Source organism: Prevotella sp. ne3005, from assembly GCF_900110085.1.
GTDB lineage: Bacteria > Bacteroidota > Bacteroidia > Bacteroidales > Bacteroidaceae > Prevotella.
Window position 1 is genome coordinate 353872 of record NZ_FOCK01000002.1, and the last position, 15937, is coordinate 369808.

The 15937-nt window shown below is 37.4% G+C and carries 15 protein-coding genes; 7 read left to right on the forward strand and 8 right to left on the reverse strand.

Features of this window, described 5'->3' with window-relative positions; all coding sequences use genetic code 11:
* Window positions 1-51: 51 nt before the first annotated feature.
* Both BMY16_RS04490 and BMY16_RS04495 read left to right on the forward strand, forming a co-directional pair.
* A complete protein-coding gene (locus BMY16_RS04490; RefSeq protein WP_091840385.1) occupies window positions 52-1107 on the forward strand; it encodes an acyltransferase family protein in 1056 nt (351 codons plus the stop codon).
* A gap of 13 nt (window positions 1108-1120) precedes the next feature.
* The gene (locus tag BMY16_RS04495; protein ID WP_091840386.1) at window positions 1121-2155 is read left to right on the forward strand and encodes a glycosyltransferase; all 1035 of its coding nucleotides are present in this window, start codon (window positions 1121-1123) and stop codon (window positions 2153-2155) included.
* Here the strand turns inward: BMY16_RS04495 and BMY16_RS04500 are convergent.
* The 3 genes from BMY16_RS04500 to BMY16_RS04510 are packed head-to-tail and all read right to left on the reverse strand — an operon-like array spanning window position 2144 to window position 4987.
* Complete coding sequence (locus BMY16_RS04500; RefSeq protein WP_091840388.1) at window positions 2144-3190, reverse strand: NAD-dependent epimerase/dehydratase family protein; 1047 nt, start codon at window positions 3188-3190, stop codon at window positions 2144-2146. The two genes, BMY16_RS04495 and BMY16_RS04500, sit on opposite strands and share 12 nt — an antisense overlap.
* Window positions 3178-3900 (reverse strand): IspD/TarI family cytidylyltransferase, encoded by a 723-nt coding sequence (locus BMY16_RS04505; RefSeq protein WP_091840390.1) that lies wholly within the window; start codon window positions 3898-3900, stop codon window positions 3178-3180. Before BMY16_RS04505 ends, BMY16_RS04500 begins: the two co-directional genes overlap by 13 nt.
* A gap of 55 nt (window positions 3901-3955) precedes the next feature.
* Entirely contained in the window at window positions 3956-4987 is a 1032-nt protein-coding gene (locus BMY16_RS04510; protein ID WP_139207121.1) for a glycosyltransferase family 2 protein, read from the reverse strand.
* A gap of 168 nt (window positions 4988-5155) precedes the next feature.
* Here BMY16_RS04510 and BMY16_RS04515 point away from each other — a divergent pair, with 168 nt between their 5' ends.
* From BMY16_RS04515 to BMY16_RS04525, 3 genes are read left to right on the forward strand one after another with little or no spacing between them, the layout of a single operon-like run.
* Window positions 5156-6283 carry a glycosyltransferase family 4 protein gene (locus BMY16_RS04515; RefSeq protein ID WP_091840393.1) on the forward strand — a complete coding sequence of 376 codons (1128 nt, stop codon included), beginning with the start codon at window positions 5156-5158 and terminating at the stop codon, window positions 6281-6283.
* Window positions 6222-7112, forward strand: coding sequence for a LicD family protein (locus BMY16_RS04520; protein WP_091840394.1), 891 nt, complete (start codon window positions 6222-6224; stop codon window positions 7110-7112). The genes BMY16_RS04515 and BMY16_RS04520 overlap by 62 nt, the downstream gene beginning before the upstream one ends.
* Window positions 7113-7136: 24 nt before the next feature.
* Complete coding sequence (locus tag BMY16_RS04525) at window positions 7137-8192, forward strand: glycosyltransferase family 2 protein (RefSeq protein ID WP_091840396.1); 1056 nt, start codon at window positions 7137-7139, stop codon at window positions 8190-8192.
* Window positions 8193-8196: 4 nt separating this feature from the next.
* On the opposite strand, the gene BMY16_RS04530 is transcribed toward BMY16_RS04525, so the two are convergent.
* The 5 genes from BMY16_RS04530 to BMY16_RS04550 all read right to left on the reverse strand — a co-directional run bounded on the left by BMY16_RS04530 (window position 8197) and on the right by BMY16_RS04550 (window position 13527).
* Window positions 8197-9234: a glycosyltransferase family 2 protein gene (locus tag BMY16_RS04530; protein WP_091840397.1), complete on the reverse strand. Its 1038-nt coding sequence runs from the start codon at window positions 9232-9234 to the stop codon at window positions 8197-8199.
* Between the two features lie 68 nt (window positions 9235-9302).
* Window positions 9303-10424 carry a glycosyltransferase family 4 protein gene (locus BMY16_RS04535; RefSeq protein WP_091840399.1) on the reverse strand — a complete coding sequence of 374 codons (1122 nt, stop codon included), beginning with the start codon at window positions 10422-10424 and terminating at the stop codon, window positions 9303-9305.
* A gap of 9 nt (window positions 10425-10433) precedes the next feature.
* On the reverse strand, window positions 10434-11285 hold the full coding sequence (locus tag BMY16_RS04540; RefSeq protein WP_091840400.1) for a glycosyltransferase family 2 protein: 852 nt from the start codon (window positions 11283-11285) through the stop codon (window positions 10434-10436).
* Between the two features lie 59 nt (window positions 11286-11344).
* The gene (locus BMY16_RS04545) at window positions 11345-12370 is read right to left on the reverse strand and encodes a glycosyltransferase family 2 protein (protein ID WP_091840402.1); all 1026 of its coding nucleotides are present in this window, start codon (window positions 12368-12370) and stop codon (window positions 11345-11347) included.
* A complete protein-coding gene (locus BMY16_RS04550; protein ID WP_091840404.1) occupies window positions 12370-13527 on the reverse strand; it encodes a glycosyltransferase family 4 protein in 1158 nt (385 codons plus the stop codon). Before BMY16_RS04550 ends, BMY16_RS04545 begins: the two co-directional genes overlap by 1 nt.
* Window positions 13528-13651: 124 nt before the next feature.
* Between BMY16_RS04550 and BMY16_RS04555 the strand changes: the two genes are divergently transcribed.
* Window positions 13652-14767, forward strand: coding sequence for a glycosyltransferase family protein (locus BMY16_RS04555; RefSeq protein ID WP_091840405.1), 1116 nt, complete (start codon window positions 13652-13654; stop codon window positions 14765-14767).
* On the forward strand, window positions 14764-15936 hold the full coding sequence (locus BMY16_RS04560; RefSeq protein ID WP_091840407.1) for a glycosyltransferase family 4 protein: 1173 nt from the start codon (window positions 14764-14766) through the stop codon (window positions 15934-15936). Before BMY16_RS04555 ends, BMY16_RS04560 begins: the two co-directional genes overlap by 4 nt.
* Window position 15937: the final 1 nt, after the last annotated feature.

A 15937-nucleotide genomic window follows, 5' to 3' on the forward strand; every position in this document is an offset into this window, starting at 1 on the left:
AAAAAAGTTGGGACTCTTGGCTGTTTCATGAGAAAAATGTAACTTTGTAGCATGAAAGAGAGAATCAACTGGATAGATTGGGCCAAAGCACTCGCCGTTTGTAGCGTAGTGTTCTGCCATCTGCCCCAATCGCAGGAGTGGTTCTACTATCGGTATCTTCAGGCACTGACAATGGTGATTTTCATTTTCATCTCAGGTTATCTGAAGAAAAATCGTGGGAGCGACAAGGAGAACTGGAAGAAATATTGGTACGGCCTCATCATACCTTATATTATATATAATGTGGTGGTATATCCATATTGGATCCTGAAATATTACCTTGTTCATGGAGGGATGCCCGATATGTTTCAGGCCATGCGACCACTGATTGGAGCCTTACTGATGGAGCATGAGAGTTCATTTGCCGAACCACTGAATGGTCCGCTCTGGTATCTGCCAGCCATTCTATTTATGCACATCCTGGTCGATCTCTGCAGGAAGACCGAATATCAGCATTGGATAATGACAGGACTTTGCATCCTCTCCGTCATCCTCTATGGCGCCAACAAATACTGGGAGTTTGCACCTCAGCTGACGCCCATTGGCATCATGCGGAATCTACCTTATTATTATATGGGGTACCTGTTTGGTCAATATCATCTATTTAGAGAGTGTCATCTCAGATGGGATATCACTGGCTGCATCGCATGTCTTTTGGCAAGCATCATGCTCTTTTCCTGGCATCTGGAAGCCTTCTATGCAGGGCAGCACATCCTACACATCGCCCTCTTCTACCCCATCAACGTACTATTTCTTTTTGGAGTGTTGTACGGTTGTAAGGTCCTTAATGGACTCAGATCCTCTATAGTCACCAACATCTCCATTGGAACCCTCGTCATCATCGGCCTCCACATCATGCTGGTCACGATTGCTAATTTCTCCCTCGAACATACCCTTGGAATCAACGGCATCATCTGTTATCACTGGTACACAGCATTACCCACAGCCATCGTCATTGTTGCCTTTCTCTACCCCATCATTTTGTGGTCAAAGACGCATGCCCCAATACTTTTAGGCAAAAAATGCAAAAGTATTTGGTTATATCGGAATATCTTACTATTTTTGTAGCAAAATATCCAAAATGGAAGAAACCATAAACTTAGCACTAAGTATCATTGTCCCCGTCTATAACGTAGAGGATTATATCCGTCTATGTATTGAAAGCATCTTCCGACAAGGACTTGATGAAGACAGCTTCGAAGTTATTATAGTGAATGACGGGACTCAAGACCACAGTATGGAGGTCATCCAGGACATCATAGACCAGCACAAGAACATCATTGTTATTAATCAAGAGAATCTTGGATTATCTTTGGCACGCAACAACGGTATCTCCAAGGCTAAAGGTCAATACATCCTGATGCTAGACTCAGATGATTTATTAATTGATAATAGTCTTAAGCCTCTCTTTGAAAAGGCCATTGAATCTCAAGTTGATTTAGTAGTGGCCGATTTCATTAGAATGACCAATGAGGAAATAATCAATCTCCAGGCTATACCTCAAAAAGACTTTTGCATTCAAAAGAAAACTGGAGAACAACTATTTCTAGAAGATCTCAATCCTAACGAATGTTATGTATGGCATACACTCTATAATAAGAATTTTCTAATTGAAGCCAATCTTAAATTCTATCCAAACATTAAATACGAGGACATTCCCTTTACTCACGAATGCTATCTGAAAGCAAAACAATGTTTAAGGATCTTTTGGAATTTCTACATATACCGTCAAAGGTCCAATAGCATAACTCACTCTTTTAATAAGGAGAATGCAATAAAATATTGTATCGCAATAAGTAGAACTATGGATTTAACACACTCAAATTTTTTAAATTCTGCCATTGACCATAAACTTCGAGAGGACATGTGGACATCTTTTTCATTCATGATCCGTCTTGTATGTAAATCTATAAAAAAAGATAAAGATAGAATTGAAATCATAGATTACATAAGGAAAGAAGGCAAAAACATCTCTTTTCATAACGGGAAAAGGCAGATCATTATTTCTTTTCTATTACAAAATACACCTCATTTATTTATTCGACTTCGTTATTTCTATAAAATTATCATTGAAGATCGGGTTTTGCCATTTTATTATCACCATCTAAAAGGATAGTATTTCAAACGTACGCAGAATAGCCTCATCAAACGGATAGAGAGGCAGACAGCCGATGGACAATAATCGAGAATTATCAAGAATGGCATGCATCGCAACGGAATAGCCCTTTTGTTCCACCTCAGACGGAAGGTCAAACACCACCTCCTTACCAGCCCAATGGGCACAGGCCCCAGCAAAGTCTTTCAACTTCACATTGCAATCTTGGTTTGACACATTATAGGCCTTTCCTGATTCTCCATGAAGCAGAATAAACAGCATCGACCTGACAACATCAGCCACATAAGTATAAGAAAAAAACTGTTCACCTTTACTCTTCAGAATAATATCCTCACCTGCCAAGGCCTTCAGGATAAACTGTGATGAGGCTTTGGTATCCGACATCAGCATCGTTGGCCCAAAGGCTCGGCTCAGACGAGCAATCTTCACATCAACACCACGTTCAGCCATATATGACAGACAGAGTGCTTCGCTCAAACGTTTCGATTCGGGATAGCAGGCACGGGCATTCTCAAGATTCAGTTTTCCTGTATAATCCTCCGTAAAGACATCCTCACCACGGGCATTGCCATAAACCTCTACAGAAGACGGATAAAGAACCGTGGCTCCACAAGCCAGAGCCTTATTCAAGGCATGTTCAGCACCTTTCACATTAATCTCAATGGTCTCTATCGGATATTGGGAATAGGCCAGCGGATGGGTGTTGGAGGCCAAAGGGATAACCACATCCACTCGAATATCCTCCGGCAATGGCTGACGAACATCTTGTTCCATGAAATGAAAATGCTCATCCTGCTCATACTCCCCAAGGCGAGATTTTGCCCTCTCCCAACTTCTGCCAACGGCATAAATTTGAATATCTGCGCCTTGACTATTGTATCTCATCAGAGCATCAATCATGCAGACGCCAATCAGCCCAGTCGCGCCAGTAATCAGAAAAGACTTACCTTTAAGTTGCTCAAATTCAGGAATATCTAGGATATTTTTCAAGTCTTCCTGATAAAGTGGGTGTTGTTTATTGATCATTTCAGCCATGTGTCTTTATCCATATTAAGGTAACCCTTAAAGAGCTCCAGGTCATCCTTCGTTGTCAATTTAATATTCTTATCAGAGCCTGCCGCAAAATGTAGTGTCTCACCCAATTCCACCATCATCGTGTTGGTATAGGCTGAGCCATAGATACCAATCTCCTTTTCGAATGCCTCATGGTAGGCCCAGTCCAACTTCTTGAATTGATAAGCCTGCGGAGTAGAAACACGCCGTAAGGTTTCACGGGGGATATATGCCTTCGTTGTCGAATCATCCTCGGAGTTAACAATAAATATCTGCTCATTATAAGGCAGTGAGGTCACTGCATTACCATATTGCTTGGCTTTCTGGATAACATCCGTCAGGACCGTAGCATCCACCAATGGCCGAATACCATCATGGATAATCACGATATCGTCATCACCCGCTTTATCCTCCAGGTTATAAACACCATTGCGGATACTCTCCTGTCCTGTGTTACCACCAGAAACGACCCACTTCAGTTTCGTGATATTAAACTGATGGGCATAAGCCCAAAGCACCTCATGCCAACCATCGAGGCAAACCACCTCGATGGCATCTACCATCGGGTGTCGTTGAAAACTCTCCAAGGTATAAATCAGCACAGGTTTATCATACACATTGATAAACTGTTTGGGAATATCTTGTCCCATCCTATTTCCTGACCCAGCAGCTATGATAATTGCAACATTCATATATAAAAGGCTTCAATTTTATCAATAATTCACAAATAAAAAATGGACAAATAAATCAACTTATCATCATAATAAATTTCGCTATTTTATCATAATATCGACGAAACCACCTAAATTTAGTAAGAGCATTTAAGGGCTTTTTTGTTGTTAGGAAGAACATATACATGAAATACAACTGTCTATCAAACACCTCAGTAAGAATCCGGTCTCTTAACTTGAAAAGATCATCGCTATATCCTCTTACAAAACTGTCTGATTTATTTATCTCAAATAGATTTATCGCTCTAGTCAAAATATAAAAAAGATACATATAATATTCAATGAACGATAATCTTGGAAGATAGTTTAATATCGTATTACATATTATAATACGACTATATATTCTCTGAGCAATTCTTTCTGAAGATGTATTCATTATTGAGCCTGGATTATCTTCATATATATATGTTGTTTGGGGCAACACCCAAACACCTTTTGCATAATAAAAAACAAGATAAGACCATAGCATATCTTCGTCTATTATACCTTCTTGAAAAAAAACGTTATGCTTCAATATCAATTCACGTTTCACCAATTTATTACATGCAATATGATATAAATCTCGATTAAGCAAACTACGAAGTGCTGTCTCGTCAGAATTATCAAGGAAAAAGGGGGATACTTCCTTATAATACATTGACTGTTTACCATCTTTACATATAAAGGTATTACCAATAATCACATCAACATCAGAGTTTATTTCAGTATCTTTCCTAACAGTATTAATCATATACTTAAAAGCGCCAACTTCAAGTTTGTCGTCAGAATCTAGAAAAAACACGAAATCTCCCTTGGCATGCCGCACACCTGTATTCCTAGAAGCAGATAACCCTTTATTATCTAAATGATTAACAATAACAAATTCAATCTTGCCAACGTAATCTCTTAGTTTACGTTCAACTACATCCATACTATCATCTGGCGTACAATCATTGACCAAAATACACTCCAAATCAAAGTCTTCACATTCTTGACATATGACAGAATCTAAGCACCTTTCTACATAATCATGTACATTATAAATAGGAATTATAATCGATATTTTCATTCTATTCAATTTATAATTTTACTCTTTTTATTATTTTTGACTGCAAATATAATATTTTATTTTAAAAATAAGACCAAATATTTGCAAATTTCACAAAAATGCTGTATATTTGCAGAAAAAACATAGCAAAGAAACAAAAAAACAAAGTGTGAACTTAGACCGTTACATATGAAAATTGTATATATCCTACCCTCTTTAGGAAAAATGGGAGGAGCAGAAAGAATTATAGCCGAAAAAGCTAATTATTTAACAAAGCATTTTGGCTATAATGTATATTTTATAAATCTATTTCAAGACAATGACACTCCGAATTTATATCTTTTATCAGATTCTATTCATCAAATCAATTTAGGAATACCATATCATATACAATACCGATACAAATATCCAAAACGCTTATTCATAAAACTAAAGATAATGTATGATATGCGTAAAAAATTGTCTTATCATATTAACTTGATTAAGCCTGACATACTAATTGGAGTAAGTTATTCTCTGGCAGATTTAGTATGTTCCATCCCATGTAATGCAAAAAAGATTATTGAGTGTCACGAACCCAGATCCCTTATATTTTCAAGTATCTATTGTGGATCATTTATCTCCAAACTCTACGCAAAATGGATTTACATCCGTAATATCGAGAAGAAGGCAGATATTATAGTCACATTAACTAAAGAAGATAAAGCACAGTGGAAAAAAGCTAAACAGGTAGAAGTGATACCCAACTTTTCATCCATGCGTATATCACAATACAGTACTTGTAATAAGAAAAGGGTGATTGCCGTTGGACGATTAAACAAAGAAAAAGGGTTTGATAGACTTATTAGCATATGGCCATCAATTAATACCCATTTTCCTGATTGGCAGTTAGATATTTTTGGTGATGGAATAATAAAAGACCAACTAACACTCCTTATCAATAAGAATAATGTCAAGAACCTCTCTTTACGAGGTGCCACCCAAGATATAAGTATAGAATATGCTAATAGTTCCATTTGTGTTATTACTTCCTATTTTGAGGGTTTCCCCTTAATTATATTAGAAGCCATGAAACACGGTGTACCTTGTATCGCTTTTGATTGTCCAAACGGTCCAAGAAATATTATTGAAGATGGGAAGAACGGCTTTCTTGTAGAAGATGGTAATAGTTCTTTGTTCATAGAGAGACTATGTTCTCTAATGGAAAACGATCATTTACGGCAACAGTTCTCTGAGGCAGCAAAGATCAGAGCCAATGATTTTAACATTGATATTATTATGGGCCGATGGAAAGCCCTTTTCGAAAGTTTTAAATAGTCTCCCCGAACTTAGAATGGATTCAGAATTAAGGCAATTGCAACTGAAATGTCTGGAGATTTTCGATATTGTTGACAGAATCTGCAGGGAGCACCACATAAATTATTCTCTATGTGGAGGTTCTGTTGTAGGTGCACACCTATATAAAAGAATTCTTCCATGGGATGATGATATTGACATAATGATGACACGTGAGAATTATAATAAATTTCTGAAGGTTGCTGAACAAAGTTTGCCTAATGGTTTTTCTATAATAAACTATCAAAATAGTGACTATACAACAAAATTAAAAATCTGTTTTACCAAAATCGTCAATGACAATACGACAGTCATTCATTATGATGGTAATATTTTGGGAGCTTTCGTTGATATTGACGTTTACGATAAAGTACCTGAAGGATTCTTAAAAAACATAGACTTATTTTTGTGTAAAAGAATAATGACTATTGACAAAGACAGGACACCAAGCAACGGACTAAAAGATAAACTAAAAAATTTTGCAATAGATACTATCTTATCTAACCGACGATTATATTTGATGTTCTTCCAGAAAGTTGTAGAAATACTCAGTCATGTTTCTACCCAATATACATATCGTGAACTTTTTGGGGGATATCATTATTATAATATGATACCCTATCAAGCTTCCATATTTGAGAATTATACCACAATAGAATTTGAAAATAGAAAGGCTATGATTGTTCGTGATTACATAGAATATCTTAAAACCAGATATAACAGGACAGACTTCTATGAACCAAAAGAGAAGCAAGTTCCCCTTCATATAAAATTTATCGATCTAAATACACCATACAAAAATTATATGTAAAACCTCATAATAACAGAGAAACATATGAATGAATATAAATACAAAGTAACAATAGGAATGCCGGTTTATGGTGTAGAACCATATATTAGGAAATGTATGTTGTCTGTTTTAAACCAGTCGTTTGCGGACGATATCGAAATTCTTGCTGTAGATGATCGCGGACCGGACAAATCGATTGATATTATTAAAGAGTTACAAGAATCACATCCAAAGGGTAAGAATATTAGAATTATCACCCAACCTCAGAATATGCGTTGTTGGGCTGCTCGGAATCGTATTCTTGAAGAAGCTCAGGGCGAATACATCATGTTAATAGATTCTGATGACTATATTTCAGAAGACTGCTTAGAAAAGCTATACAACCAAGCTGTAAAGCATCAAGTGGATGTGGTTTATGGTTCTGTACTTCCCGTGGACATTGATGGAAATCCCATGGACATAGGCCAAGATTTTCTAAATCAACCATATTTAGTCTTAAGAGGCGAAGATTGTTTAGCAAATTATGCCAATAAAGATGTTCACCCTACTCTAAGGGATTTCATTTGGAATATTTTGTTTAAACACGACTTTATTGAAAAGAATCATATCCGTTTCAAACAAGCAAGATTTAACGACGATATGATTTGTAGTTGTGATATGATCCCATTAGTAAAAAGTGCCGTTATTATTCCTGATCATACTTACTATTATGTAATTAGAGACAACTCACTATCTAATTATCAACATCGGAAGGAAATCAAATTAGATGAAATAGAGGAGTTTATCAGGATATACACCTACCTCAAAAACAAATGTCTCGAGTTAAAAAGTAAACCCTATTTTGAAACTCGTTGTACTAAAGGGATGATTCTAATGTTTTTCATGATATGTGGTGTACTTAAAAATAGGGATCGTATTAAACCTGCATTAAAAAATGAAATGGTTAGAGATGCTATGAGACATCCTTTGTCATTATCAAACATAATAGGGTTTAAAAAGCACAAACTTATTAATATTGGCTTTTATGTCATAGGCAAGATGCCTTCAAATCTTTCAGTCCAGGTTATAAAAATAATAGGAAAAAGAAAGCGCGTACTGTAAAAAGTTAGATCCATCGGATTAACTTTCCTACTATATATGTCAAACTTACAGCTAATGATTGTGGTAGCTTACTGAGAGTATAAAAAAACAAATGGAATAATTTATAACGTTTAAAGTTTATAATATCTGAGATAGATGCAGGATGTTTCAATTCTTGACAAATTTCTTGATTTGTCAATGGCTCTGTGAAACGTTTACGGTGTCTTAATGCAACACAAGCGGCACGAAATTTATGTTTCATAACCCTTGCACAATGAACATCATAGAATGAGCGGCCTCTTAATCGAGCACAATGCTCTGTCATGATAGCGTCAGTATTGAAACGTTCGTGAATCTCCCTAATGGGAATCATTTTTCTTGCCATATAACCCATAATAGAATCTGGGCGTGCAACATAGTTATAGGTTATATCTGGCATTATTACAGCACTTTTCACTTCTGAATAATAGTCTGAGAGAAATAATGCATCTTCATCTTTTCTGCCAGCAAACAACAAATTATTAGTCCGAAGGAATTCTACAGAAAACAAGATATTCCATACAACAATCGCAACATGCCATCTCAAATCTGAACATACATAATTTGCAAATGCATCATCGCCTTGAAATAGTTGGAATGATTTATATTGGTACGTAGGTAATTCTTCTCCCGTTTTTAAAGCAACTTTTCTATGAGAAGCAATTGCGACGTCCGTTTCAAATTTCTCTGCTTGGGCACATAACAGATCTATAGCATTAGGTTCTATGAAATCATCCGAATCTATGAAATAGACATATTTACCTTTGCACTCTTTTATTATCGTATTTCTTGCTTCTCCAATACCTTTATTCAGCTTATGATGAATAATCCTCACAATATTTCCTCTAGAATGTGTCTGTATCAAACCCGAAACAATAGCCATAGAATTGTCGGAGCCACAATCATCTACCACAAGAATCTCCAGATTCTCGTAGGACTGACTCAATGCAGATAACAGACACTTTTCAATATAAGGCTCCACATTATATACAGGAATGCCAATGGAAACAAGAGGACCATTCATATTTCTTCAATTTTTGGCAAAGATAACTATTTATATGGAAACAAACAAATAAAGGACCAAAAATCTTTCTATCTATTTAACAATTGGGCAAAAAGGTCTATCCATAGAGGCATGATTCGACCGGAATCATAGTTTTTTGAGGTTAGCGCTCCTGCTGATCCCATTTTCTTTCTCAGCTTTAGGTTATCCATCAACAAACTAACTTTATTTGCAAAAGCCTTCATATTACCACATTTAATTAAGAAACCATTCTCACCATCCAGAATAAGACTTGCTGGCCCATAAGGACAATCATAGGCAACAACTGGCAAACCACAGCTCATGGCCTCGGGAATGACAAGTCCGAAAGGTTCAAACAAGGAGGTTGAAACCAGGATTGAACTCTCCCTATAACATTCAAAGATGTCTTCTGTGGGTTGATGAATCACAATATTCATACCTAACGAACGAGCTTTATTCTCTAATTCCTGCCGTTGTTCTCCTTCCCCATAAATATCCAATTGCCAATCAGGATGCAACGGATAAATTTTCTCCCAGATACGAATCATTTGCATGGGGCGTTTCTGATAGTCAAACCGACCTACCCATATCACCCGTTTATTCCCAAGTGTGGAAACCGCGCCATCATTCAAATGAAGAAGATTTGGGATAACAACCACATGAGGGTGCACCTTGCGCCATTCGACGGCATCCCCTTCTGTCAATGCCACTAGAACATCGACTTCTGAAAGGGCTTTCATATAATGATAACGATGCCATTTTCTTCTAAGCCAGCAATGACCATCTTCTATGGTACGTATGCAAATTGAATGTGATTCCACTACCAAAGGAATCGATCCTTTCAATTTGCCCAACGAATCAATATGATCGGCCGTTGTACATATGATGATATCAGGTTTAATTTGGCATATACGTTCAGACAAACATTTCTCATATTTTCTCTTTAATGTTCTTGCCACCCATAACCTTCGAAAGAATGAGTATTGATATTGTTGATGAAAACGAATGTTCAAGTCCTCAAAATGTACATTATCATCCAAATGATAGGGAATAGGATGATTGCCCTGATCTGATGTCAACATATAGACATCATAGCCATAAACTTGGGAGAGATAATTCATCTTTTCAACCAAGATGCGCTCAATTCCTCCCCAAACAGCCAAAGAACGGAAGACATACAGGACTTTCATTCGATGACACTATGGTTTCACCAGATTATCGTCACTATCCTCATAGTGTTCTTTCTTATAAAAGATTCGAGAGATGCCCTTACTCTGTATCTTGACATGTTGGATAAAACTCTGCCACATGGACTGATTGCCAATTGTTCCATAGCCAGTAATGGCACGGCATCGACGATCACGAACAAAGACAATCTTACCATATTTTTTCAATGCCAAAGCCATGGAGCCATCCTCACCACGGATGATGTCTACACGATACTCCTCTTGACGGCCATAGTCAGCATTATAGGCAAAAACCAAGCCTCGTACACTCAGCTCAGGTCGCTTAAAATGCTGAATCCACAAGAACAAGTCACGGCACATCTCAAACATCCTTAATTCGAATTTACTATGATTGGCGTCTGGGAAATAAGACCATGTGGCTGAAACACAGGAAACACCCGGTTTCAAAAGATTGTTAAGCATAATCTCATAATACTGAGGCGGATAAAGTGTATCACCATCCACATCAAAATAAAACTTCCCTTTTGAATGTTGCAAGCCACAACGGCGGGCATAGCCACAGGAATGCTGATATTCCGTGTAATAAGGTATACCTGATTTCTCAAATATCTCAGCCGTACGGTCCTTGGAGTCGTTATCTACGCCAATAATCTCAACAGGATATTTACACTGGATCTCGCTAATAGCCCAAAGACAAGCCTGAAGATGGGTTTCTTCATTATAGGCAATCACAACAATGGAAGCTAATGGCTTATCACTTTGCATAGCTGCCAATCGCTCGCGAGTACCATCTATAATTTCTTGAGAAACCTCGCTAAAAGGTTTGCCGTAAATGCTGAGATATTTATCGTACCAGTTGGACATAAGAAACATATTTAGGATTTGTCTGCGAAGATACGCATTTTTCAGTAAACCACCAAATTTTAAATCAACTTTTTAATCTTTCGTAATCCCCATATCATAGATACACAAAGGAATGATGGCAGTTTCCCCATCAAAAATAACAGCATGTTCTTTATACGTGAATGTCGGAATGTACCAATCTGTTTCCAAGTCGCCGGATGCTGTACCAAGTTTTTTATCTCACGATTAGAGATTGATGGAACAATATTATTACGACGCTTCAGAATATGGCAGGCGATATAAAAATCTGTCATAACGATATTATAGCAACGGTTAGGGAAGTACACCTTATTATATAATAAAGAGGAAGATCGTTTCAGATAATTGATAGCTGCCACATTTTTCATTATTTCATCCTTCGGGATATGATTCCGCTGCTGATAATGGGAAAGCGAATTCTCACGGCACAAATAGGTGTAGGTGATATTTGGTAATAAAATGGCCCGAGAAATATAGGTAACCAGATCAAAAGTGAAAACCAAATCTTCCCAATAATCCGTATCAATAAACTGGAGATGATTTTCACGTAACAGTGATGTTTTAACCAAATAATTGCAGGCCGAAGCTTGTATACCTGCATATTTTCTATAAGCAAAAGATGCCAATGCATCTGTTTCTAAAAGTTGTAAAGAGGGATAACGATATACGTATTTCTCTCCTGACATTTCTATTTTCTCATAAGAACCGAAAACGATCTCTGCCTCATATTGATGGATATTCTGCATCATTAAAGATATCGTATTCTCCGCTATGACATCGTCAGAATCCATGAAATACAAGTATTCTCCCTGAGCCTTATCAATAATCTGATTGCGTGAAGCCGAAACGCCCTGATTCTCATGATGAGTAAGGATACGGATATCCTTTCCTCTCTGGTGTGCAGCCTGCAGTTCGCGAACGATATCCATAGAGCCGTCATTGCCTGCATCATCTACGATTAGAAATTCTATTGAGGGATATGACTGAACGAGAGCAGACTCCAATGCCTGCCGAATATAGTCTTTTGACCTATAAACAGGAATCCCTATCGTTACATCGTATTTCACTAGTTCTGCATCAGCTCATCAAACAATTGTTTCCACTGTTTTCCTATAGAATCAATATGATAACATTGCGATTTCTTTTGGCCTTTTTCTCCCATTCTTTTTCGAAGATCCTCGTCTGACATCAGTTGCTTAAGTCGATCGGCAAACAAATCAACATTGAATGCCGGTACCAAGTAGCCTTCTTCGCCATCCGTCATAATAGATCGGGGTCCGTTCTCACAATCGAAAGCAATAACAGGCAATCCGCATGCCATGGCCTCAACAATCACCAATCCGAATCCCTCCGTACGAGAGGGTTGAACAAGAATAGAACTTCTGAGATAACCTTCTTCTACAGAAACCAAACTCGCATTCAGATGGCAACGTTTCTTGTCGATAGACAGGTTATCCAACATCCTCACGTATGGTGTCGGATCTCCCATACCATACACATCCAACTGCCAGTCTTTAAAATCTTTCTCAACCAATGACCATATTCTTAACAACAAATCCCAACCTTTTTCATAAGAGTATCTGCCAATGGTTATGATACGCTTAGACGATAATGAACTCTGACAATTTGGCGATATGGATAACGGATCAGGTATCAACTTGATATTACTCAATTCAGGCCATTCCAATGCCGCATTTTGGGTTAAAACCACAAATCGATCTAGTCGTTGCAGATGACTTACAATACCTTTTTGCCACCAATGGGAGAAAAGCCACTTAACAATATTAGTCTTACTACTATCTATTAACCTATAATTATCCCGACTCAGATGAAGCTCACCAATCTTAAAACTTCCATCATTTATATCACAAATAAAATTGATTTCCCTGCGTAAAGTCGTAATAGTAATGTCAGGTTGGATACGCATCAATTCCGCAGTAAGCAGTTTCTTGTATTGCCTTTGTTTATATAAATAAATGAATACCTTTTTTACAAATGGAACGTTCCAGAGCTCCTCAAAGCGCAAGGCGAAATTAATCACATTGACATTGGGAGAAAGTTGGAAAAAAGAATTACTTCCATGACCTTCGGTCACGATGATAGTCACATCATAATTCAAGACGTCTGCGAAATAATTAGCCTTCACAGACACCACTCGTTCCACACCTCCTGCAGAATATAATGCTGGTGTGCAAATGACTATTTTATATGGACTAGACTTCATTAATAATCTCTTTTCGGCATGCAAATATACTATTTTTCTTTGTAATTAACGAAAAAAATACATATTATTTGGTTATTTGCAGTTTTTTAGTTACCTTAGCACTCAAATTTTAAGTAGTCTTCTTATGAATGTTCTATTTCTCATATTTCATGGTTTTGATCCTAATAATGGCATCAGCAAAAAGATTTCCTATCAGTTGGATGTCTTTAAAGTATTAGGTATGCAAACACATATCTGCTTCATGGATGAGCATGGAACAAAGAAAAGAATTGTAGATGATACAGTTATTGCCGACTATGGAAATGGTGTCTTTAGCAAGATTTTGAAAAGAATCGAGTTTGCATCTATTTCAAATTATGCTATACAAAATAAGATAGACTTTGTATATATCCGATCTAATCATAATGCGAACCCCTTTACTATTCGGATGGTCAAACAGATGAAACAAGCGGGGATGAAAGTTGTGATGGAAATTCCGACCTATCCATATGATACAGAATACAAGGCTCAAGGCATCAGTAGGCAAATCTTTCAAGACAAATTATTCAGGAATCAACTAGCCAAGCATTTGGATGCCATTGTCACCTTCTCCGACTACGATGAGATATTCGGGAAAAGGACTATACGCATTTCAAATGGCATAGATTTCAATAGCGTCAGGATGAAGTCAACAGTCAATGATACATCCAAAGAACTCAATCTAATAGGCGTAGCAGAAATCCACGAATGGCATGGTTTTGACAGAATCGTCAAAGGCCTTGCAGAATACTATTCTATACCACAGAATTATATTGTCAAATTCCACATTGTTGGCTATTTCTTTAATTCAGAAATAGAACAAGAATTCAAAAAGTTCATTGCTGACCACCACATGGAAGATTATGTGATTCTTCATGGCAAAAAACATGGAGTAGAATTAGACAAGCTGTTTGAGCTATGTGATTTCGGGATTGGCAGTTTAGGGCGCCATCGCGTTGGTATTCAAGCAATTAAGACACTAAAGAACAGGGAATATGCTGCTAGGGGCATTCCATTTATCTATTCAGAAACAGACAGTGATTTTGATCAAAAGCCATATGTATTGAAGGCGCCTGCTGATGACTCTCCCATTGATATCAACAGCATTATTAGCTTCTATCAGAGTTTATCTTTAACTCCCTTAGAAATCAGGGACTCCATCAAAGATCTGTCATGGAAGAACCAGATGGAGAAGGTACTCAAGAACGTATTTAAATCATGAAGAAAATCTGCTTCATAGTTGATAGTATCTTCACCATTGGAGGTGTGCAAAGGGTGACGGCGGTAATTGCCAAGGAATTGGCAAAGGAGTATGACGTGACCATTCTTACCTTTGATAAAACCGAGAAGAAGGATACAACCATGTATGGCTTGAATGAGGCTAACATCACATACAGATTTATTCAGTATCCCAAAGTCGGGGAGCTAAAAAACAAACTTTGTAAAACATATAGTGGTATTTATCTAAAACTTCAACCACAAAGCAGATGGAGTTCAAATCTTTATGCCAGAAGTTCGTTTCCGTCTGAACTACGACAGGTTTTGCTGGCAGAATTGAAAAGAGAGGATTTCGATATTATCATTGGCGATCATGCGCCATTGGCAGCCAGATTAGCAACACTCAAGAAAGATTTGCCAAAAGCAAAACTCATCGGATGGTTGCATAATTCATACGAAGCCTTGTTTGGCGACAATTCACATTATTATATAGGTGCTAAGAGGAGAAGGCATTATATTTATCAATTCAGGAAATTGGACGATGTCGTAGTGCTTTGTCAGGATGATGCAAACCGTTTCCACCAATACGATCATCAATTCTTGCCGACAGTCATCTATAACCCATTGACACTCAAATCTGGGAGTCCTTCACAAGGGAAAAGCAAAAGATTCCTCACTGTAGGGCGTTTTACACCTCTTCATAAAGGCATCGACCTTTTAATAGAGGCATTCCACTTGTTTGCACAAAAGAATCATGGCTGGATGCTCGATATTGTTGGAGAGGGTAAGGAAGAACCAAAATACAGAGCACTCATCAGCAAATATGAGTTAGAGGATCGGATTACGATTCATCCGTTTACGAATCAGATCCAAAACTATTATTCCAATGCTCAAGTATATGTACTAAGTTCTAGATGGGAAGGAATGCCGTTGGTTTTGGTTGAAGCCATGTCACACGGATTACCGATTGTCACATCAGACCTACCTGTCTGTCAGGAGATTCTTAGTGACTTTGGACTTTATTTCGAAAACGGAAATATTGAGGGCCTAGCTCAACGATTAGTGGAAGCAACGCATATTGACTGGCAGACGAAATCACAAGAAGCATTAAAAATTGCCCAACGATTTGACTTACATCTTATCGTTGAGCAATGGAAGCAACTCCTTGAGTAGT